This is a genomic window from Rhodococcus sp. P4_F5 (assembly GCF_056401315.1).
The window spans coordinates 1-18,180 of record NZ_JBFUJP010000034.1; the positions used below are offsets into that span (position 1 = coordinate 1).

At 71.3% G+C, this 18,180-nt stretch carries 20 protein-coding genes, 3 tRNA genes and 1 pseudogene; 6 read left to right on the forward strand and 18 right to left on the reverse strand.

The genetic code is table 11. The annotated features are described in order from the left end of the window. The 3 genes and pseudogenes from AC1DU4_RS14920 to AC1DU4_RS14930 all read right to left on the reverse strand — a co-directional run. A pseudogene (locus AC1DU4_RS14920) lies at positions 1–322 on the reverse strand (hypothetical protein); the annotation flags it as partial. Then, complete coding sequence (locus AC1DU4_RS14925; protein WP_477841069.1) at positions 319–2,052, reverse strand: ABC transporter ATP-binding protein; 1,734 nt, start codon at positions 2,050–2,052, stop codon at positions 319–321. The pseudogene AC1DU4_RS14920 and the gene AC1DU4_RS14925, both read right to left, overlap by 4 nt. An 82-nt stretch (positions 2,053–2,134) precedes the next feature. Then, the gene (locus AC1DU4_RS14930; RefSeq protein ID WP_072844627.1) at positions 2,135–2,590 is read right to left on the reverse strand and encodes an RrF2 family transcriptional regulator; all 456 of its coding nucleotides are present in this window, start codon (positions 2,588–2,590) and stop codon (positions 2,135–2,137) included. A gap of 104 nt (positions 2,591–2,694) precedes the next feature. Between AC1DU4_RS14930 and AC1DU4_RS14935 the strand changes: the two genes are divergently transcribed. Next, positions 2,695–2,769 (forward strand): putative leader peptide, encoded by a 75-nt coding sequence (locus tag AC1DU4_RS14935; RefSeq protein WP_477841171.1) that lies wholly within the window; start codon positions 2,695–2,697, stop codon positions 2,767–2,769. A gap of 105 nt (positions 2,770–2,874) precedes the next feature. Then, positions 2,875–3,993 carry an LLM class flavin-dependent oxidoreductase gene (locus tag AC1DU4_RS14940; RefSeq protein ID WP_477841071.1) on the forward strand — a complete coding sequence of 373 codons (1,119 nt, stop codon included), beginning with the start codon at positions 2,875–2,877 and terminating at the stop codon, positions 3,991–3,993. Here the strand turns inward: AC1DU4_RS14940 and AC1DU4_RS14945 are convergent. Then, positions 3,983–4,585, reverse strand: coding sequence for a TetR/AcrR family transcriptional regulator (locus tag AC1DU4_RS14945; RefSeq protein WP_477841073.1), 603 nt, complete (start codon positions 4,583–4,585; stop codon positions 3,983–3,985). The two genes, AC1DU4_RS14940 and AC1DU4_RS14945, sit on opposite strands and share 11 nt — an antisense overlap. Before the next feature lie 135 nt (positions 4,586–4,720). Here AC1DU4_RS14945 and AC1DU4_RS14950 point away from each other — a divergent pair, with 135 nt between their 5' ends. Continuing rightward, a complete protein-coding gene (locus AC1DU4_RS14950; protein WP_477841075.1) occupies positions 4,721–6,886 on the forward strand; it encodes an MMPL family transporter in 2,166 nt (721 codons plus the stop codon). A 129-nt stretch (positions 6,887–7,015) separates the two neighbouring features. Here AC1DU4_RS14950 and AC1DU4_RS14955 read toward each other — a convergent pair whose 3' ends face one another. Genes AC1DU4_RS14955 through AC1DU4_RS14975 form a run of 5 tightly spaced genes read right to left on the reverse strand, consistent with a single transcriptional unit; the run spans position 7,016 to position 10,744 of the window. Further along, a complete protein-coding gene (locus tag AC1DU4_RS14955; protein WP_072844576.1) occupies positions 7,016–7,477 on the reverse strand; it encodes a hypothetical protein in 462 nt (153 codons plus the stop codon). Between the two features lie 60 nt (positions 7,478–7,537). Beyond that, positions 7,538–7,957: a YbaB/EbfC family nucleoid-associated protein gene (locus AC1DU4_RS14960; protein ID WP_477841077.1), complete on the reverse strand. Its 420-nt coding sequence runs from the start codon at positions 7,955–7,957 to the stop codon at positions 7,538–7,540. Further along, complete coding sequence (locus AC1DU4_RS14965; protein WP_477841079.1) at positions 7,958–8,545, reverse strand: LppA family lipoprotein; 588 nt, start codon at positions 8,543–8,545, stop codon at positions 7,958–7,960. Between the two features lie 58 nt (positions 8,546–8,603). Further along, the gene (locus tag AC1DU4_RS14970) at positions 8,604–10,439 is read right to left on the reverse strand and encodes an alpha/beta hydrolase (RefSeq protein ID WP_477841081.1); all 1,836 of its coding nucleotides are present in this window, start codon (positions 10,437–10,439) and stop codon (positions 8,604–8,606) included. Further along, positions 10,439–10,744: a hypothetical protein gene (locus AC1DU4_RS14975; protein WP_477841083.1), complete on the reverse strand. Its 306-nt coding sequence runs from the start codon at positions 10,742–10,744 to the stop codon at positions 10,439–10,441. The genes AC1DU4_RS14970 and AC1DU4_RS14975 overlap by 1 nt, the downstream gene beginning before the upstream one ends. A 197-nt stretch (positions 10,745–10,941) precedes the next feature. Here AC1DU4_RS14975 and AC1DU4_RS14980 point away from each other — a divergent pair, with 197 nt between their 5' ends. Then, a complete protein-coding gene (locus AC1DU4_RS14980; protein WP_477841085.1) occupies positions 10,942–11,841 on the forward strand; it encodes a sterol desaturase family protein in 900 nt (299 codons plus the stop codon). Positions 11,842–11,881: 40 nt separating this feature from the next. Here AC1DU4_RS14980 and AC1DU4_RS14985 read toward each other — a convergent pair whose 3' ends face one another. The 4 genes from AC1DU4_RS14985 to AC1DU4_RS15000 form a co-directional block, all read right to left on the reverse strand. Beyond that, complete coding sequence (locus AC1DU4_RS14985) at positions 11,882–12,568, reverse strand: YceI family protein (protein WP_477841087.1); 687 nt, start codon at positions 12,566–12,568, stop codon at positions 11,882–11,884. A gap of 86 nt (positions 12,569–12,654) precedes the next feature. Continuing rightward, positions 12,655–12,745: transfer RNA gene (locus AC1DU4_RS14990), tRNA-Ser, on the reverse strand. Positions 12,746–12,892: 147 nt separating this feature from the next. Next, complete coding sequence (locus tag AC1DU4_RS14995) at positions 12,893–13,363, reverse strand: nucleoside deaminase (RefSeq protein WP_072844569.1); 471 nt, start codon at positions 13,361–13,363, stop codon at positions 12,893–12,895. 14 nt (positions 13,364–13,377) lie between these two features. Continuing rightward, positions 13,378–13,917, reverse strand: a complete 540-nt coding sequence (locus AC1DU4_RS15000) for a tRNA adenosine deaminase-associated protein (RefSeq protein ID WP_072844568.1) — start codon at positions 13,915–13,917, stop codon at positions 13,378–13,380. A gap of 48 nt (positions 13,918–13,965) precedes the next feature. On the opposite strand from AC1DU4_RS15000, the gene AC1DU4_RS15005 reads away from it, so the two are divergent. Next, positions 13,966–14,940 (forward strand): prephenate dehydrogenase, encoded by a 975-nt coding sequence (locus tag AC1DU4_RS15005; RefSeq protein ID WP_477841090.1) that lies wholly within the window; start codon positions 13,966–13,968, stop codon positions 14,938–14,940. A 31-nt stretch (positions 14,941–14,971) separates the two neighbouring features. Here AC1DU4_RS15005 and AC1DU4_RS15010 read toward each other — a convergent pair whose 3' ends face one another. After that, positions 14,972–15,580, reverse strand: a complete 609-nt coding sequence (locus AC1DU4_RS15010; RefSeq protein WP_083577242.1) for a putative glycolipid-binding domain-containing protein — start codon at positions 15,578–15,580, stop codon at positions 14,972–14,974. 161 nt (positions 15,581–15,741) lie between these two features. Between AC1DU4_RS15010 and AC1DU4_RS15015 the strand changes: the two genes are divergently transcribed. Next, complete coding sequence (locus AC1DU4_RS15015) at positions 15,742–16,269, forward strand: hypothetical protein (RefSeq protein ID WP_477841092.1); 528 nt, start codon at positions 15,742–15,744, stop codon at positions 16,267–16,269. An 18-nt stretch (positions 16,270–16,287) separates the two neighbouring features. Here AC1DU4_RS15015 and AC1DU4_RS15020 read toward each other — a convergent pair whose 3' ends face one another. The 4 genes from AC1DU4_RS15020 to AC1DU4_RS15035 all read right to left on the reverse strand — a co-directional run bounded on the left by AC1DU4_RS15020 (position 16,288) and on the right by AC1DU4_RS15035 (position 18,098). Beyond that, positions 16,288–16,884 (reverse strand): dihydrofolate reductase family protein, encoded by a 597-nt coding sequence (locus AC1DU4_RS15020; protein WP_477841094.1) that lies wholly within the window; start codon positions 16,882–16,884, stop codon positions 16,288–16,290. Between the two features lie 164 nt (positions 16,885–17,048). Next, positions 17,049–17,121 (reverse strand) — tRNA-Arg (locus AC1DU4_RS15025). Positions 17,122–17,157: 36 nt separating this feature from the next. Further along, positions 17,158–17,249, reverse strand: a tRNA-Ser gene (locus AC1DU4_RS15030). 105 nt (positions 17,250–17,354) lie between these two features. Then, positions 17,355–18,098 carry a dienelactone hydrolase family protein gene (locus tag AC1DU4_RS15035; RefSeq protein WP_477841096.1) on the reverse strand — a complete coding sequence of 248 codons (744 nt, stop codon included), beginning with the start codon at positions 18,096–18,098 and terminating at the stop codon, positions 17,355–17,357. Positions 18,099–18,180 lie beyond the last annotated feature (82 nt).

Genomic DNA, 18,180 nt, shown 5'->3' on the forward strand with positions numbered 1-18,180 from the left:
GGTCCGGCGGGGGCGGCGGGCCCGACGCGCTCACCGCGGGGAACACCTCGGTCGGCGCGTCGTCGGCGGGCGGCCCGCCCTGGATGGCCGGGTTGGGTGGCGTGCCCGCGGCAGGCGGCGTGCCCGGGACGGCCGGGGTGCCCGGGGTGGGCGGCGTGCCCCGGACAGGCGCGGGACCCGACGCGGGCGGGGTCTCGGTGTAGCGGGGGATCTGGGCCGTCACCGCATCGTCGTAGTCCCTGCGGATGGTGAACCAGTCGGTGCCGCCCGGGTAGAACCAGCCGCCACCGCGTCCGGTCGAGTCGTCGCCGCCGGTGGTCATGAGGCCTCCTGGGCCGCGAACTGCGAGGACACGATCTCCGCGTAGGTCTCGCAGGTTTCGAGCAACTGGGTGTGGGTGCCGGCGCCGACGATGGCCCCGTCGTCGAGGACGAGGATCTGGTCGGCGTCGATGATGGTGGAGACCCGCTGCGCGACGATGATCACGCAGGCGTCCCGGGTGACCGGCCGCAGCGCCGCCCGCAGCCGGGCGTCCGTGCTGAGGTCGAGGGCCGAGAAGGAGTCGTCGAACAGGTAGATCTCGGGTTGACGCACCAGCGCCCGGGCGATGGCGAGGCGCTGACGCTGCCCGCCGGAGACCGTGGTGCCGCCCTGGGAGACCGCCGTGTCGAGACCCTCGGGCATGGCCCGCACGAAGTCGTCGGCCTGCGCGATCTCCAGCGCTCGCCACAACTGGTCGTCGGTGGCGTCAGGGTCGCCGTAGCGCAGGTTGGTGGCCACGGTGCCGGAGAACAGGAAGGGTTTCTGCGGCACCAGGCCGATCGAGGCCCGCAGCTGGTCCGGCTCGATGGTGCGGACGTCGGCGGCACCGACCCGCACCTGCCCGTCGGTGGCGTCGATCAGACGGGGGATGAGGTTGAGGAGCGTCGACTTTCCGGAGCCGGTGCCGCCGATGATCGCGGTGGTCATGCCGGGTTCGGCGAGGAAGCTTATGTTCCGCAGCACCGGGGCCTCGGCGCCGGGGAACGAGAACGACGCGTTGCGCATCTCGACGATGCCCCGCGCCTGCCAGCCGGGCAGCACCCAGGACGGCGCCCGCACGGACGGCTCGGTGTCGAGCACCTCGGAGATGCGTTCGGCGCAGACGGAGGCGCGGGGCAGCAGCACCGTCATCACCGTCACCATCGTCACGGCCATCAGGATCTGCATGATGTAGGACAGCACCGCGGTGAGTGCGCCGATCTCCATGGTTCCCTCGTCGATCAGGTGGCCGCCGAACCACAGCACCGTGACGCTGGTGACGTTCGCGATGAGCATCACCACCGGCAGCATGAAGGCCATCAGCCGGCCGACCCGCAATGCGGTGCTGACCAGGGCCTCGTTGGCGTCCTCGAAGCGCTGGATCTCCTCCGGCTCGCGCACGAACGCCCGCACCACGCGGATGCCGGTGATCTGCTCGCGCAGCACCCGGTTGATCGCATCGATCCGGACCTGCATGACCCGGAACTGGGGCACCATCTTCCGGATCACCAGGCCCATGCACAGGGCCAGCAGCGGCACCGCCACCGCGAGCACCCACGCCAGCCCCTGTGAGACCCGGATCGACATGATGACGCCGCCGATGCACATGATCGGCGCCGCGACCAGGATCGTGCAGCTGATCACCACCACCATCTGGACCTGCTGCACATCGTTGGTGTTGCGGGTGATCAGGGACGGCGCCCCGAAGAAGCCCACCTCCCGGGCCGAGAATTCCGAGACCTTGTGCATGACGGCGTCACGCAGGTCGCGGCCGAGACCCATCGCGGCGCGGGCGCCGAAGTAGACCGCCCCGATGCTGCACGCGATCTGCAGGCAGGTGACGAGCAGCATGATGCCGCCGGTGGAGAGGACCACACCGGTGTCGCCCTTGGTGACTCCCTTGTCGATGATGTCGGCGTTGAGACTGGGCAGGTAGAGCGACGCCATGGTGGAGATGAACTGGAGCGCAATCACACCCGCCAGATCGCCCCGGTACGGGCGCAGGTGAGTGCGCAACAGGGAGTACAACATAGTGTCCGAGGCTACCAACCAGGTACTTTTCGACGTCGTAGGTCGCGCCACACGGGCTGAGGTCGGTCCCGGACAGCCCAGGTCAGCGGCGGCGCCACGCCTGCGGGTCGGCGTTGAGTTCGGCGATGAAACCGGGCAGTGCGCCGGTCGCGATGTCCGCCACCGAGACCCCTTCGAGGACGGCACGCAGGTTCACCCGGACGGCGATCCACACGTCGAGCAACGGCGCCGCGGGGCCGTCGTAGTGGACCTCCTCGGGGCGCTGACCTCGCACCGAGGCGAGCGGACCCTCCATCGCGCGGATCACGTCGGCGACCGCGATCTCCGCGGCGGGCCGGGCCAACCAGTAGCCACCGTCGCGGCCCCGCCTGCTCTGCACCATCCCGGCCCGGCGCAGCTCGCCGAGCACCGACTCGAGGAACTTGTGCGGGACGGTCTGCGAGCGCGCCAACTCGTCCGCCTTGACCGGCGCGTCGCCCGCGGCGGCCAGTTCGACCAGAGCCCGCACGGCGTAGTCCACCTTCGCGGTGATGTGCACCCCGACCCTCCCCTCGCTGCCGGCTACCTCGGCGACCAATTCCTACCACCGATGCGGGGAAAGGAAGTCTTGACACCGCCCGGCGACCGATGGAACCTGAACGCATGTCCGGCAACCCCCTGCTCACGGTGCGACGCCACGTCGACCTGCTGCGGGTTTCCAGCACCCTGTGTCGGTAGCCGACACCTCCCCTCCCCACGCCGCCTGCCCGGTCCGTCCGTCGGCAGCGCCGGCCGCGGCAAGCCGCCCTCCCAGCCTCACCCGACACACTTCGGAGACACCCCATGAGCATCGACCTGCACTGGTTCCTGCCCACCGCCGGCGACGGCCGCGGCATCGTCGACAACTCGAACTCGTCCACCGCGGACCCCCGGACGGCCGGTGAGCGCGCGCCCACCCTCGAGTACCTGACCCAGGTGGCCCAGGCCGCCGAACGGGCCGGCTTCACCGGTGTCCTCACCCCCACGGGCACCCACTGCGAGGACGCCTGGCTGGCCACCGCGGCGCTGATCCCGCTGACGCGGCGACTGAAGTTCCTGGTCGCGTTCCGTCCCGGCGTCATCTCGCCCACGCTGGCCGCGCAGATGGCCGCGAGCTACCAACGACTTTCGGGTGGGCGCCTGCTGCTCAACGTGGTGACCGGCGGGGACTCGACCGAGCAACAGAGCTACGGCGACTGGCTGACCAAGGACCAGCGGTACGCCCGCACCGGCGAGTTCCTGCAGGCGCTACGCGGAACGTGGGGCGAGGCGCCCTTCGACTTCGACGGCGAACACTACAAGTTGGTCGGGGCCACGACCTCCGCGCCGCCGAACCCGGTGCCGCCCATCTACTTCGGCGGTTCGTCGCCCGCCGCGCTGCCCGTCGCGGGGAGGCACGCGGACGTCTACCTCACCTGGGGCGAGCCGCCCGCGCAGGTCGCCGCGAAGATCGCCGCAGTCCGCGAACACGCCGAACAGGCCGGGCGCACAGTCAGATTCGGCATCCGGCTGCACGTGATCACCCGCGACACCGCGAGGGAGGCGTGGGCGGTGGCCGACAAGATGCTCGCCGGACTGGACCCCGGAGCGATCGCCGACGCCAGCGCCCGCTTCGCGCGGTCCGAGTCCGAGGGGCAACGCCGAATGGCCGCCCTGCACGGCGGCCGCACCGACTCGCTGGAGATCGCGCCGAACCTGTGGGCCGGCGTCGGACTGGTGCGCGGCGGCGCGGGCACCGCCCTGGTGGGCAGCCACGCCGAGGTCGCGGACCGCATCGAGGAGTACCACGCGCTAGGCCTCGACGAGTTCGTGCTGTCCGGCTACCCGCACCTGGAGGAGGCCTACTGGTTCGGGGAGGGCGTGCGCCCCCTCCTGGCCCGGCGCGGTCTGCTCGCGGACGAACGCGCGCTGGTCAGCGCGTAGAGCCGGGCCCGACCGGCGACCACCTGGTGGTGCCGATCGTGCCCGGGCGCAGCACGTTCATCGCCGCGTCGAGCAGGACGCGTTCGAGTTCCTCGTCCGTGGTGCCGGGCACCTGGGTGTCCGGTGCCAACGCGGTACCGAGGACCTGGACCGCGGCGACTGCCCGGATGGTGGCCTCCGCGGTGGCGTCCGGGCCGACCAGCCACACGTGGATGCGATTGCTGAGGTCCATCAGCTCCGGCAGCATCGACTGGAGCGCCGTCGACATCGCGGCCGCGTCCCGCACGAACAGCGATCCCTCCGACCGGTGGTTCAGCAGGCCGACGAGGTAGCGGCGCAACAGGTCTCGGACGTCGTCCTCGTCGCGGGGTGCGTCGGTCAGTCCGTCGGCCACGTCGCGCATCACGAACAGCACCGGCGCGACGACCGCCGCGAGCAGGTCCGCCTTGGATTCGTAGTGGTAGTACAGCGAGGCCTTGGTGATGCCGACCTCGTCGGCCACCTCGCGCAGGCTGGTCTGCTCGACACCCTTCGCGAGGAACTGGCGCAACGCCGCCTCGCGGATGGCCGACCGGGTGTCCCGAGTACCCACCGCCGTCCACCTCCACACCTCTGCCGACCTGCCGTCGACACCCGACCCGAACTATTGCTGTTGTCGCGGGACTCCCGCCGCACTAGTCTACCTACCGCACGGTAGGTAGATTCGAGAACGGGTGTGGAGGGGCACATGTTCGGAAAACTAGCTCGGTTCGTCGTACACAATCCATGGAAGATCATTGCGGCCTGGATCATCGCCGCCGTCGCGGTGGTGGCGCTCGCGCCCACGCTGACCGACGTGCTCAACAAGGAGCAGTCCGGCTTCCTGCCGGACACCTACGAGTCCATCGAGGCACAGCACCTCGCCGAGGACCAGTTCGCGAAGACCGAGGACGCGACCGCGACCATCGTGATCACGCGCGAGGACGGGCAGCCGCTCACCACCGAGGACCAGGCCAAGGTCGAGAGCCTCGCCGCGACCATCAACTCGACCGGCATCGAGCGGGTCGTCGGCGCCCAGACCGGGCCGCAGGCGCTCGCCGAGAACCGGCAGGTCCAGCTGGTGAGCGTCGGCCTGCAGGGCATGCCCGACGAGAAGCCGGTCGGTGAGGCGGTCAAGGAGATCCGCGAGATCGGCGGCACCCTGGACGGCAGCGGGCTGCGGATGTCGGTCACCGGCGACGCCGCGCTGATGGTCGACAACGAGGAGGCCTTCAAGAACGCGGAGGCCATCATCGGCCTCGTCACGGTGCTGTTGATCATCGGCCTGCTGCTGGTCATCTACCGCAGCCCCGTCGCGGCCCTGCTGCCGATCGTCTCGGTCGGCATCGTCTCGTCCATCGCGCCCGGCATCATCGCGCTCGTCGCGAAGGGCACCGGCCTGCAGGTCGACCAGTCGCTGCAGATCATCCTCACCGTCGTGCTGTTCGGTGTCGGCACCGACTACATCCTCTTCCTGCTGTTCCGCTTCCGGGAACGTCTGCGGGCGGGCGAGGAGAAGACCGCCGCACTGATCCATGCGGTCGAGCGGGTCGGCGAGGTCATCGCCTCCGCGGCCGGCGCCATCATCGTCGCGTTCTGCGCCCTGCTGCTCGCGGTCTTCGGCGCATTCCGCAGCCTCGGCCCCGGCCTGGCCATCGGCGTCGGCATCATGGCGCTGGCCTCGCTGACCCTGATCCCGGCCATCGTGTCGCTGATCGGGACCAAGGTGTTCTGGCCGTCGAAGTCCTGGCAGCAGGAGCCGAAGGGCACGGTGTTCGCCCGGCTCGGCGCGTTCACCGGGCGTCGTCCCGGCGTGGTCGCGCTGGTCTCCGGCGGGCTGCTGGTGGTGCTGGCGCTGGGCATGTTCGGCTTCAAGACGGACTACGACCAGCTGGGCCAGTTGCCGTCGACCACGGAGTCGGCGCGCGGCATCAAGGACCTGCAGTCGGGCTTCCCGGCCGGCGCCCTGAACCCGACGCTGGTGTACCTGCACGCCACCGACGGGTCCCAGCTGGACCCGGCCGAGGTGGAGCGGGTGGCGCAGGATCTGGCCTCCTCCCCCGGCATCGGCGGCGCCATGCCGGCGAGCCCGGAGGGCGGCCTCGGCCTGATCTCCAAGGACGGCAGCACCGCGCAGATCAACCTGCTGCTCGACTACAGCCCGCAGTCCAACGAGGCGCTCGACGCGATCGGCCCGCTGCGCGACGCCGCGCACGCCGCCGCCCCGGAGGGCACCGAGGTGCTCGTCGGCGGCCCGACCGCCGCGTTCACCGACATCCGGGACGCCAACAACCGCGACCTGTCGGTGATCTTCCCGGTCGCGGGCATCCTGATCGCGCTGATCCTCGGCCTGCTGCTGCGGTCGCTGGTCGCGCCGATCTACCTGATGGCGTCGGTGGTGCTGGTGTTCTTCTCCACCATGGGCGCGACCGCGTTCCTGTTCAGCGTGGTCGGCGATCGGCCGGGCATCTCGTTCTCGCTGCCGATCATGCTGTACCTGTTCGTGGTGGCGATCGGCACGGACTACAACATCCTGATGATCGCCAGGCTGCGGGAGGAGGCGCGGGAGGGCCGCGACCCGCGGGAGGCGGCGCGTCTGGGGATCGAGCACGGCGGGCCGTCGGTCGGTGCCGCCGGCATCATCCTGGCGGGCACCTTCGGGTCGATGCTGCTGTCCGGGATCGCCCTGATGACCGAGATGGGGTTCGCCGTCGCCCTGGGCATCCTGCTCTCGTCGTTCGTGATGTCGATGTTCCTGGTGCCGTCGATCACCGCCCTGCTCGGCCACCGGGCGTGGTGGCCGGGCCATGGCGACGCGGTCGCCCCGGAGCGTGAGCTGCGCCCGGACGAGGACGCGGAACCCGCAGCGGTCTGAGCGCACTGCGGCCAGGCGTCGGCCTGCTCCGGCGTCAGCCCTGACAGCGCTCCGGCGCCTGTGCGTGACCAGTCGGTCACGCACAGGCGCCGGAGACGTTCGGTGGCTGGTCTTCTGGCTGACGGGCCGTCAGCTGCTCCACGCGGCGCGCTGGGCCTCCGCGGCGGCCGCGGGGTCCCAGTTCTGCGCCTTGAAGTCGGCGCTGGTGACCGAGTCGCCGCCGACGACCTGCACGGTCAACGTGCCGAGCGAGCTGCCGAGCAGCGAACCGATGACGGGGGTGGCGATGGCCGAGGCCGCGTCCTTGAGCTGATCCCCTTCGAGCCCCTCCGCGCACAGGCGGACGGTGACGTCGACGTCGACCGGGTCCTTGCCGCTGTTGAGCTTGGTGACGGCACCGTCCACGGTGACCCCGGCCGGCAGGGTCGCGGTCTTCGCGATCACGGTGGCGGTCGGGTCGTCGTTGCCGGCGTCGGCGGGACAGGTGGTGGCAGGTGCGGCGGAGTCGGAAGCGGCCGAGGCGTCCTCGGATCCACAGCCGGCGAGCAGCAGGGCGCTACCCGCGGCAAGAGCGATGATGGTGCGTTTCATTCGACAATTGTGAGGTGCGCGGCGCGGCAGGCGAGGTACCGGGGGTGAAGATCTGATGAACTACCCGCGGTCGAGCGGGTCGGTGAGCAGGCGGCGACCGTCGAACGACACGTCGAGACCGCGGGCGGACCCGGGTGCGGCGGCCGACCCGGGTGCGGCGCCGGACTCGGCGGGGTGCGCGAGGTCGAGTGCGCGCGCGACGAGCGGATCGTCGGTGAGCTCACGCAGCACCTCCTCGGCAGCGCACCGGGCCCGGGTACGGGCCCGTTCGTGCGCCTCGACGACCAGCGCCGCGAGCCGCGCCGCCCCCAGCCCGAGCGCCCGGCCGTCGAGGACCAGACCGTCGAGACGGCCGTCCGCGGTGAGGGTGATCCGGACCGCGCGGTCACCGGCCTCGGCGGTGCCGCGGACGGCGTCGACCGCCCGTTCCACCCGCCGCACCTTGAGGCCCAGCGGCTCCGGCCGACCGTGCACGGTCATCTACTTCGTCCCCGAATCGGAACCCGGCCCCGGCCGCCTCGCCTCGGGCAGGTAGCACGCGGTGACGACGTCCAGCAATGCGTCGTTGCGGGTGCCGAGGACGACGTACGCGTCGTCCGGGCCGTAGATGCGCAGGTCGTGGTCGCCGGGCCGGTCCACGACGACGATCGGATCGCCGAAGCCGTGCCTGTCGGTGACCGAACGCATCGCGGCGAGGGCGCCAGGCCACAGTTCCTCGGGAATGCCGCCGTCGATGACCCAGAACCCGATCGACCACCCCTGGCCGTAGGTGTAGGAGAAGCCGTCGCAGTTCCCCGCCGACGACGGCGGACGAGACTGGCGCCACGGACCGACCGGGACGGCAGACGAGATCGCGGACCGGATCTCGTGCCCCATCGCCTCTGCCCGCACGATCATCTCCTCCAGGGAGGGCCGGGCCATCAGAATCGCGGTCCGGCGCGCCGCCTCCTCGTCGCTGTACCGCTCGCCGCCACCGATCGACATGCATCCCCCCAGTACCACTGCCGCCGTCACGAGTGCCACCGCCGCGACGCTTCGTCTCTTCAGCTCACGCACGCCGATCGTCATGCCTGTCAACGTCTTTCGCATCGGAACGCACCGCTTGCTCCGCAGGAGGGAACTGACATCAGAACGGACCTCGCAGCAGGCCCGAGGGCAGCGGCAGCGGGATCTCTCCCGGCAGGCCCAAGAGGCCGCCGAGCCCAGAACCGTCACCGAAGACCCGCTCCCGGAGGTCCCCCAGCGGGGAGCCCGGAACCCGGTCCGCAAGACCGGCGTCGGTTCCCTCCACGATCCGCTCCGGCATTCCGCCGACGACCGCGGCGATGTTGTACTGGCTGAAGGTCTCGTCCTCGAGATACTGACTGTGCCCCTCTGAGCCGGAACGCATTTCGCCTGGAATACCACCGATCGGCGGGGTGGTCCCCGCCGTCGTGGACAGGTTGGTGACCCCGTCCATGCGGTTCGGGTCGTCGCCGAACGCGGCGAGGTCTGCGACGAGGTCGCCGTGGGCCTCGGCGACATACACGTGACCCGACCCCAACCCCAGGTCGCCGATGTCGTCGGTGCCGATTCCCGGCGAGCCGAAGAACACCGCGTCGTCGACGCCCGTCCCGCCGTGTTGCAGCGCCAGTCCCGTGGTGGTGGACCCGTACGAGTGACCGAGCGCGGTCAGGTGCGGGTCGTCGGGGCGCGAGGCACCCAGACCCTCGTAGAAGGACGCCAGCCGATCGGCTCCGTCCTCGGCGCCCCGCCGGCCGCCGAGATCTCCGATCGCGTCCGCCACCGTTCCGACAGGGTCGCCCGGGTCCAGTTGCGGCGCACGGTAGTCCAGCCACGCAATCGCGGCGACCGTCTCGTCGCCGCGACCGGCGAAGTGGAGTTGACGCTCGGTCTCGACCTTGAGTTCACGGACCGCGGTGGTGTATCCCTCCAGACCGTCTCCGACGTTCGAGTTCACACCCGGGGTGAAGACCGACACGTGGTCGGCGGTGTCGACGTCGCCGACCGCGACGGCGGCCTGCAGGTGGTCGCCGGCGTTGCGCAGCACCAGCAGTTGCCTGTCCGGTTCCGCGACCGTGCGATCCACGGCGTCGAGCTCGGCCAGGCGCTGCGCTGCCACACCGATCTCCCTGCGCACCAACGATGATTCGGGACTCACAGGGCCGGGTCCGGTGGTGTCCAGCCGGGCCCGCATTTCCTCGATCCGGCCGTCGAGGGCGCCGCGCTGCTCGGCCAGCACCGTCCGGTTGGCCTGGTCGCGGGCGTGCGCCGGGACGCCGTCCAGGTTGCCGACCCACTCCGGATGCTCCGTCAGCACCGCGGCCCGCTGCTCCTCCGAAAGCTGTTCCCAGTAGCGATAATTGACGTCCGGGGTGCCGTCGACCGGGGGTGCCGGCGGCGGCTCGGACGGCTTGTTGCCGCCCCGCGGCGCGTCCTCGCCGAGGGCCGCCCACCCCCTACGCACCGCGTCGGCCGCGGTCGCGTCGGCCGCGGCAACCACGTCCAGCGCACCCCGCAGGCGGGCGTCGTGAACCCGCGCCAGCTCGTTGAGCCTGGCCTGCAGCAGTGCCACCGCGACGAACGGACCGAGCGGGGGTACCCGCGGTGCCCACACCCGGCCGTCGTCGGCGACGTGCAGACCGTGGTCGGCGGCGGCCGCATCGGCGATGCCGAGCGCCAGCGTCCGCGCGGGCCCGAGCGCGGCGGCACCCCCGTGCAGTGCCGCCGCGACGGCGGCCAAAGCCGTGGCGGTGGTGTCCGCGGCCGCGCGTTCGCGTTCCGCGCGGGCGATCGCCGCGACGGCAGCCACGCCCGTCCAGTGCTCACGGGTGCCGGCGACCCGCCGGGCCGCGGCGGCCACGCCGTCGGCGTACGCGGCGTTGCACACCGACAGTTGCGTCGCGGCCCCTGCCAGCGCCTCCGGGTCCCAGGAGCGCAGCTGGGCCAAGGTCGGGCGCATCAGTTGCCGCCCTCGAGAACCCCGAATCCGGTCGCGGTCGCGTGTTCGGTGGCGGAGTAGGCGGCGGCGTCGAGCGCGGCGGCCCGGGACATCGCGCCGAGCCCGTCGGCGCTCGCCCGGTACGCGACCGCTGCCGCGTCGGGCAGCCCGCCGAGCGCGGCCGCGACGTCGGATCCCGGCAGTGCGGACCGGGCCGCCGTCACCGTCTCCGCCGGAGCGAGCGTCGCCACCTCGGCCGCGTCGGCCGCCAGGTCCCCCGCCAGCGCGGCCAGTGCCGCGGCGTCGACTTCCATTCCCTCAGACATTCTCATCCCCCCCGGGTGGTCCGGATCGGGTTCCGGACGATCCGCACGTTATCACGACAAAGGCCACGTCAGGGGCCATGCACAGGTGCTTGCCCACAGGGGAACCGGGGGCCCGGCCCGTGCGTCGCGGCGACCGATGCACGCCCGGCTCGGAGGATTTCCGGACCCGGTCCCGGGCGAGGCGGCACACTGCAACCATGCTCGAGATCGTCCCCGAGTTCTGGAACTCACTGCCCAGACCGCTGCGCGACCCGGTGGCGTTCGCCATCCCGTTCTTCGTGCTGTTCCTGGCCCTGGAATGGTCGGCCGCGCGGTACCTCGCCGCCCCCGAACGCGGCGCGGACGGCCGAACCCACCCGCCCCGCGGCGGCTACGACCCGGCGGACTCCCGGGCGAGCATCTCGATGGGCGCGGTGTCGGTCCTGACCAGCGCCGCATGGAAGGCACTCGCCCTGGTCGGGTACGCGGCGATCTACGCGTACCTGGCGCCGTGGCACCTGCCGGTGGACGCCTGGTACACCTGGGTGATCCTGCTGGTGGGCGTCGACCTGCTGTTCTACTGGTACCACCGGATCGCGCACCGAACCCGGATCGTGTGGGCCACCCACCAGGCACACCACTCGAGCGAGTACTACAACTTCGCCACCGCGCTACGGCAGAAGTGGAACAACAGCGGGGAAATCCTGATGTGGATCCCGTTGCCGCTCATCGGCATTCCGCCGTGGATGGTGTTCGTCGGGTTCTCCGTGAGCCTCGTCTACCAGTTCTTCGTGCACACCGAGCGGGTGGACCGACTGCCGCGCCCGATCGAGTTCGTGTTCAACACACCGTCGCACCACCGGGTGCACCACGGCTGCGACCCGGAGTACCTCGACAAGAACTACGCCGGGATCCTGGTCCTCTGGGACCGCCTCTTCGGCACCTTCCAGCCCGAGACCCACCGCCCGACCTACGGCCTGACCAAGCCGGTGAACACCTACAACATCCTCACCCTGCAGGGGCACGAGTACGCGGCGATCGTGCGGGACGTGCGCTCCGCCGGCTCCTGGCGCGAACGGATGGGCTACGTGTTCGGTCCGCCCGGGTGGACGCCGTAGGCAGCCTGACCGCGGCCGTCGAGGTCGGGTGGGACGAAACTCAGTCCCGGACGAGGTGGACCAGGAAGTCCACGGTCCCGGACCCGTCGACGGTGACGAACGCGAACGACGGCGGCTGCACCCCGAAGTCGGTCCAGGTCACCGGGACGCTGCCCGACGCGATCAGCGACTCCCCCGAGTGCAGCACCTCGATGTCGACGGTGACGGGACGCTTCACCCCGCGCAGTTCGAGGGTGCCGGTGGCGGGGACGGTCGCGGTGGTCCCGTCACGTGGCACCGTCGACAGGTCCACCGGGGCGTCGAGGGTGAACGTCGCGGTCGGGTAGGCGCCGGCGGACATCACGTTGCCGACGAACTGCCCGTCGCGTCGCGGGTTGTCGGTGGTGATGCCCTTGACCTGCACGGTCACGTCGGCCGCGGTGAGCGTCCGGCCGTCGACGGTGGCGCCGCCGTCGACCTGGTCGGTGGACCCGACCACGGTGACGCTCGCGCCGTTGAGCACCTCGTGCACGGTGTAGCCGGCGGCCGTGGCGTTCGGCGCGGCACCGGCGTCCACCCGCCACTGCCCGGCGAGGTCACCGACGGCGGCCTGCGCGGCCGAGGTGGAGACCGCGGCGGCGGGGTCGTCGTCCTCGGCGATCCACGTCCCGTACACCCACGGTCCGGCAAGGAGGGCGAGCACCGCGACCAGCGCGATGCCCGCGGCGATCCACCACGACTTCTTCATCTGCCACACGATAGTGGCCACCTCGCGGGGCAGCATTGCCGCCGAATGCAAGAGAGCCCCGACCGGAATCCGGTCGGGGCTCTCTCTGGCGGTGGCGGAGGGATTTGAACCCTCGGACGGGGGTTACCCGTCACACGCTTTCGAGGCGTGCTCCTTAGGCCGCTCGGACACGCCACCGCTGGTGACTTTACCCGACGTCGGCGCTCACGCTAAATCCGGTGGTCAGGACGCCTTCGTCGACCGAATGTCGTATTCGTTCAGTCAGACTGCACGAATGTCGCATTCGGTCGGGGCGGGAGCGGACAACGGAACCGAAAGCGCAGGTCAGCGCTGCCCGCGGAAGAACTCTTCGAGCAGTGCCGCGCACTCGGCCTCGAGCACTCCCCCGCGCACCTGCGGGCGGTGCGTGAGCCGGCGGTCGCGGACCACGTCCCACAGCGAGCCGACGGCGCCGGTCTTCGGCTCCCACGCCCCGAACACCACCTTCGAGACCCGGGCCAGCACCAGGGCGCCCGCGCACATGGTGCACGGCTCCAGGGTCACCGCCAGGGTGGCGCCCTCGAGCCGCCAGCCGTCGCCGTGCACGCGGGCGGCGGCGCGCAGCGCCAGGATCTCGGCGTGAGCGGTCGGGTCGGCGGACGCCTCGCGGGCGTTGGCGGCCCGGGCCAGTTCCACCCCGTTGGCGTCGAACACCACGGCCCCCACCGGGACGTCGGCGGCGTCGGCCTCGGCCGCGGCGGCGATGGCCGCACGGACCATCGCCTCGTCGCGGCCGACCGGACTGCCCAGTGTCATCAACGCGGTGTCGTCTACCGCGGCGCGGCGTCGAGCACCGCGGACAGCTCGGTTGCGAACCCGAGCCGCTGCGCGATCATGTTCAACTGCTCGTCCGGGTACAGCTCGGTCTCCGCGAGGATCACCCCGAGCACCGGTTCCGGGAGGCCGAGGTCCGCGAGCAGGCCGAGGTCGCCCTCCTCCCAGGGCTCGACGGTGTCGAGTTCGTCGGGATCGATGTCCGGGGTCTCGACGTTCAGTGCTTCCAGCACGTCCGCGGCGATGTCGTAGTCCAGCGCCATGGTGGCGTCGGAGAGGAGCAGCCGGGTCCCGGACGGCGCCGGGCGCAGGATGACGAAGAACTCGTCGTCCACGTCGATCAGACCGAACACCGCGCCGGAGCTGCGCATCTCACGCAGTTCGGTCTCCGCGGCCTCGAGGCTGTCGAGCGCGGCCGTGGTCAGCGCCGTGCACCGCCACTTGCCGTCCTCCCGGACGACTGCGACCGCAAACCCCTCGAGATCGTCGAGCTCGTCCGAAGGTGCGCTGTTGTCCCGCGCGCGCTGAGCTGCCATGCGGTCACCGTAGTCCGCCGCAGGCCGGTAACAGAAGTCCAGCGCGAAATGTGCCAACCTATCCGGGTGTCTGCTGAATCCACCACCCCGCCGGTGTGCGTGCTCGGGCTCGGCCTGATCGGCGGGTCGCTGCTGCGCGCCGCCGTCGCGGCCGGCCGCACCGCCTGGGGCTACAACCGTTCCGCCGGCCCGGTCGAGGAGGCGCGCGCGGACGGCTACGACGCCGACGGCGACCTCACCGCGGTGCTGCGCCGGGCCGCCGAAGCGGATGCCGTGCTGGTCGTCGCGGTGCCGGTGCCCGCGCTCGACGCGGTGCTCGGCCAGATCGCGGTGCACGCCCCCGGGTGCACCCTCACCGACGTGGTGAGCGTCAAGGGCGCGGTGCGCGACGCCGTCGCCGGGCACGGGCTCGGCTCGCGATTCGTGGGCGGGCACCCGATGGCCGGCACCTCGCAGTCCGGCTGGTCCGCCGGCGACGGCGAGCTGTTCCGGGACGCGGTCTGGGTGGTCACCGCCGAGGACGGCACCGATCCGACGTCCTGGACTCGCGTGGCGGACCTGGCGCTGGACTGTGGCGCGGTGGTGGTGCCCGCGGACCCCGACGAACACGACTCGGCGGTCGCGCGGATCTCGCACCTGCCGCACCTGCTCGCGGAGGCCCTGGCGGTGACGGCGGCGTCCGGCGGCGACCTGGCACTGGCGCTGGCGGCGGGCTCGTTCCGCGACGGCACCCGGGTCGCGGGCACCGCGCCGGACCTGGTCCGCGCGATGTGCGAGGCGAACGCCGAGGCCCTCACCGTGGCGCTGGACGAGGCGTTGGAGCTGCTCGCCGCGGCCCGCGCCGCGCTCGCGGCGGACGCCGACACCGAGGCACTGGTCGTCGCCGGGCATGCGGCGCGGCGTCGCTACGAGAACCTGCCGCGCACGGAGATCACCGGCGTGCGGGTGGGCGAACCGGGCTGGGAGCGGCTCCTGCGGGACGCCGGACGCCGCGGCGAGGTGCTGCGCGCCCGGACCTACTGAGCCACGGAGACGGGGCCGGTCGGGACCCGCGTCAGATCCGTTCGGCCAGTCCGGGGTAGTCGAGGACGAAGCCGTCGGCGTCGATGGTGATCGAGGAACTCGACACCGGCGAGAGCACGTGGATGCCGTCCGAGCCGCTGCTGTACGTCAGGCTCGCCTCCCGCACGCTGAGGTCCGGCAGGTACACGTACACGACCGGAACCTGGATGTCCTCCGAGTCGGTCTGCATGCCGAAGCGCCGGATCGGCAGCGTGTTGAAGAACGGGCTGAGCACCACGTCCACGTCCAGCGCGCCGCCGAAGGTGGAGCGCTTGGGGTTGGTGCCGTCCTCGATCATCCAGTAGCCCTCTTCGTCCCGGCTGATCGAGACCTGCTTCTCCCCGGACGCGAGACTGGCCCGCAGCGAGAGGCGGCGGGTGACGCCGTTCTCGTCGGTGACCAGGTCGTAGGAGGCGCTGAAGGCGTTGTGCTCGGCGCAGTGCCCGCCGATGATCCGGCCGGCGGCCTTGATCCGGTTGCCGACGAGCTGGACGCGGACCGATTCCATCCGCGGCGCCGAGTGTGCACGCCAGGTGAGAACCGCGGGCCAGGCCGAAGCGGAACCCGGGGCCGACGCGGCGCCCTGCACAGGAATGGTCACCTGCCTACGGTAAGCGACGGCGGGCCGTTCGGCACCGGTGACGCCGCACCGCGCGTCGCCCGGCCCGCACGGGACCGGGCCCGCGGTAACACTCCGACCGCCGATACGGATGAACCGGACAGACGGCCGGACGCGTCGGTCGCAGTAGACGGGGGTACTGCATGCGCGACAACCAAGAGGTCTGGGCGGAGCACGCCCGGACGGTCCTGGTCGAGGTGGCCGGCAGCTACCTCGGCACCGTCACCTACGGGGACCTCGCCGCCCGGATCCAGGCCGACACGGGGGTTCGCACGAAGAGCCTGATGCAGAACTGGATCGGCGAGACCCTCGGCCGGGTCGGGGCGGAGTGCCGTCGCCGCGGCGAGCCGCTGCTGACCTCCCTGTGCGTGAGCAAGGTGGACGGCACCGTCGGCCCGGGGTATGCGGTCGCGGTGACGGCGTCGTACGGCGAGACACCGGAGGACGTCGAACTGCACGCCGCGCAGGAGCGGCTGCGCTGCTACCGGCACTTCGAGGCGGCCGGGCTGCCCGCCGACGGCGGCACCGCGACTTTGACCGAGCAGGTCCGCCGGGCCCGCGACAAGACCCGCCGGCGCGACCAGTCTCGGCGCCGCGAGCACGGCGCCGAGATGACCTGCGGCGAGTGTTACCAGGTGCAGTCGCTGACCGGCGTCTGCGGTTGTCACTGATCCGGGACCCGACGCGAGCTATCCCGCGGTGGTCGGTCGGTAGGTGCAGACGTTCACGCCCGCGTCGCTGGTGGCCACCGAGACCAGCTCGAGCGTGCGCAGGCCACCGTCGTCGGGGAAGATCGACTTCCCGCCGCCGAGCAGCACCGGCATCACGATGAGCCGGAGCTCGTCGACCAGGCCCTCGCTCAGCAGGGTGCGGGCCAGGGTGGGGCTGCCCATGACCACCAGGTCGCCGCCGTCGGCCTCGTGCAGCTTCCGGATTCCCGCGACGGCGTCCTCGCCGGGAATGCGGGTGGTGTTGTCCCAGGTCAGCTCGCCGTCGCCGAGGGTCCCGGACACGACGTACTTCGGGATGGCGTTCATCCGGTCGGCGAACGGGTCGCCGGCGCGCTCGGGCCACGCCGCGGCCATCGTCTGCCAGGTGCGGCGGCCGAACAGCAGCGCCGCGGCCGCGCCCAGCGCGCCGTCGAAGGCGCCACCGACCACCTCCGGGTCGAAGAACGGGTGCGACCAGCCGCCGTGCGCGAATCCGCCGTCGGTGTCCTCGTCTGGTCCGCCGGGCGCCTGCACGACGCCGTCCAGGCTGATGAATTCGCAGATCACAATGCGCATGGAGTCGCTCCTCGTTCGTCGCTTCGGGATGTACGGCAATGGAGACCGTCGGGCCGCCCCAAACTAATCGCGCCGACCCGATCCCGCAGTGCGTGAGGTGACGCACACCCTGCCCCGACAAACCGAAAGGGCCCCGTCACCAGTGGTGACGGGGTCCTTTGTTGTGCGCCCGAAGGGATTCGAACCCCTAACCTCTTGATCCGTAGTCAAGTGCTCTATCCGTTGAGCTACGGGCGCATGTTCTTAAATTGTGTTGGCCAACTGGCACCAACGTGGCGGAAGCGAGAGGATTTGAACCTCCGGTCCCCTTTGAGGAGGACAACTCATTAGCAGTGAGTCCCATTCGGCCGCTCTGGCACGCTTCCTAGGCTCAGGAACCTTTCGGAACCGCCGGATCGAAAGGTTACACAGACTGGACCGGGATGGCAAAACGCCTCCAAACTCCCAGGTCACCGCCGGTAACCGGGCCGTCACCTGAGGTTTCCGTCGAACCAGTCGAAGATCCGCCGCTGCGCATCCATGATCGCCTGCACCTCCGGATCGCTGTCGTCCCCGTTGTCCGGCACCTGCGGCGGCTCGTCGGCGCGGTGCGCCAGGCCGCGGTAACTCACCACGTGGGTGGCGACGGGTGCGCGGGCGGACGCGTCGCGCAGCCGCTCGACGTGTGCGGGCGGGGTGCGGGGGTCGTCATCGCCGTACAGGCCCAGCCAGGGCGCCTGCAGTGACGCCAGCGCGTCCACCAGGGCCGGTGTGTCCGACCGCAGCGGCTCGACGATGCCGCGCGCCGCGACGCTCACCGCCGCCCCGACCGGCCGGTTGGTGGCGACCAGCAGCGCGGCCGTGCCGGCGTCGTCGAAACCGAGCACCCCGACGCAGTCCGCGTACACGCCGCGGGCGACCAGCCAGTCGAAGGCGGCGTCGAAGTCCGCGAACAGGTTGTCGCCGAACACCTCGACCTCGAGGTCCCCGGGCTGCCGGTGGAACAGGTGCGGCGCGACCGTCAGCCAGCCCTCGCCCGCGAGCAGGCGCATCAGGTCCAGTACCGAGTCGGTGAACCGCCGCGACTCGTGCAGCACCACGATGCCGCCGCGGGGCGGCCCGTCCGGCGCCGCCGCCGTCAGCGGCACGGTGGCCCGCGGCTGATCCGTCTGCGACTGTTCCGACTGGTCACCGACGGCGCGGAGCATCGCGCTGTCGGTGAAGATTCCCGACATACATCTACTCTGGCACGACCCGGGCCCGTGCGCTCGTCCCAATTTGCGCCCGGCCTGGGCCGACGGCCCACCGCGAGTCGGC

What these genes read in the sequence shown, in the direction of transcription:
- AC1DU4_RS14925 (WP_477841069.1), bottom strand. Translation starts at nt 2,052, where the DNA reads ATGTTGTACTCCCTGTTGCGCACTCACCTGCGCCCGTACCGGGGCGAT.
- AC1DU4_RS14940 (WP_477841071.1), top strand. Translation starts at nt 2,875, where the DNA reads ATGAGCATCGACCTGCACTGGTTCCTGCCCACCGCCGGCGACGGCCGC.
- AC1DU4_RS14950 (WP_477841075.1), top strand. Translation starts at nt 4,721, where the DNA reads ATGTTCGGAAAACTAGCTCGGTTCGTCGTACACAATCCATGGAAGATC.
- AC1DU4_RS14955 (WP_072844576.1), bottom strand. Translation starts at nt 7,477, where the DNA reads ATGAAACGCACCATCATCGCTCTTGCCGCGGGTAGCGCCCTGCTGCTC.
- AC1DU4_RS14960 (WP_477841077.1), bottom strand. Translation starts at nt 7,957, where the DNA reads ATGACCGTGCACGGTCGGCCGGAGCCGCTGGGCCTCAAGGTGCGGCGG.
- AC1DU4_RS14965 (WP_477841079.1), bottom strand. Translation starts at nt 8,545, where the DNA reads ATGACGATCGGCGTGCGTGAGCTGAAGAGACGAAGCGTCGCGGCGGTG.
- AC1DU4_RS14970 (WP_477841081.1), bottom strand. Translation starts at nt 10,439, where the DNA reads ATGCGCCCGACCTTGGCCCAGCTGCGCTCCTGGGACCCGGAGGCGCTG.
- AC1DU4_RS14975 (WP_477841083.1), bottom strand. Translation starts at nt 10,744, where the DNA reads ATGTCTGAGGGAATGGAAGTCGACGCCGCGGCACTGGCCGCGCTGGCG.
- AC1DU4_RS14980 (WP_477841085.1), top strand. Translation starts at nt 10,942, where the DNA reads ATGCTCGAGATCGTCCCCGAGTTCTGGAACTCACTGCCCAGACCGCTG.
- AC1DU4_RS14985 (WP_477841087.1), bottom strand. Translation starts at nt 12,568, where the DNA reads ATGAAGAAGTCGTGGTGGATCGCCGCGGGCATCGCGCTGGTCGCGGTG.
- AC1DU4_RS14995 (WP_072844569.1), bottom strand. Translation starts at nt 13,363, where the DNA reads ATGACACTGGGCAGTCCGGTCGGCCGCGACGAGGCGATGGTCCGTGCG.
- AC1DU4_RS15000 (WP_072844568.1), bottom strand. Translation starts at nt 13,917, where the DNA reads ATGGCAGCTCAGCGCGCGCGGGACAACAGCGCACCTTCGGACGAGCTC.
- AC1DU4_RS15005 (WP_477841090.1), top strand. Translation starts at nt 13,966, where the DNA reads ATGTGCCAACCTATCCGGGTGTCTGCTGAATCCACCACCCCGCCGGTG.
- AC1DU4_RS15015 (WP_477841092.1), top strand. Translation starts at nt 15,742, where the DNA reads ATGCGCGACAACCAAGAGGTCTGGGCGGAGCACGCCCGGACGGTCCTG.
- AC1DU4_RS15020 (WP_477841094.1), bottom strand. Translation starts at nt 16,884, where the DNA reads ATGCGCATTGTGATCTGCGAATTCATCAGCCTGGACGGCGTCGTGCAG.
- AC1DU4_RS15035 (WP_477841096.1), bottom strand. Translation starts at nt 18,098, where the DNA reads ATGTCGGGAATCTTCACCGACAGCGCGATGCTCCGCGCCGTCGGTGAC.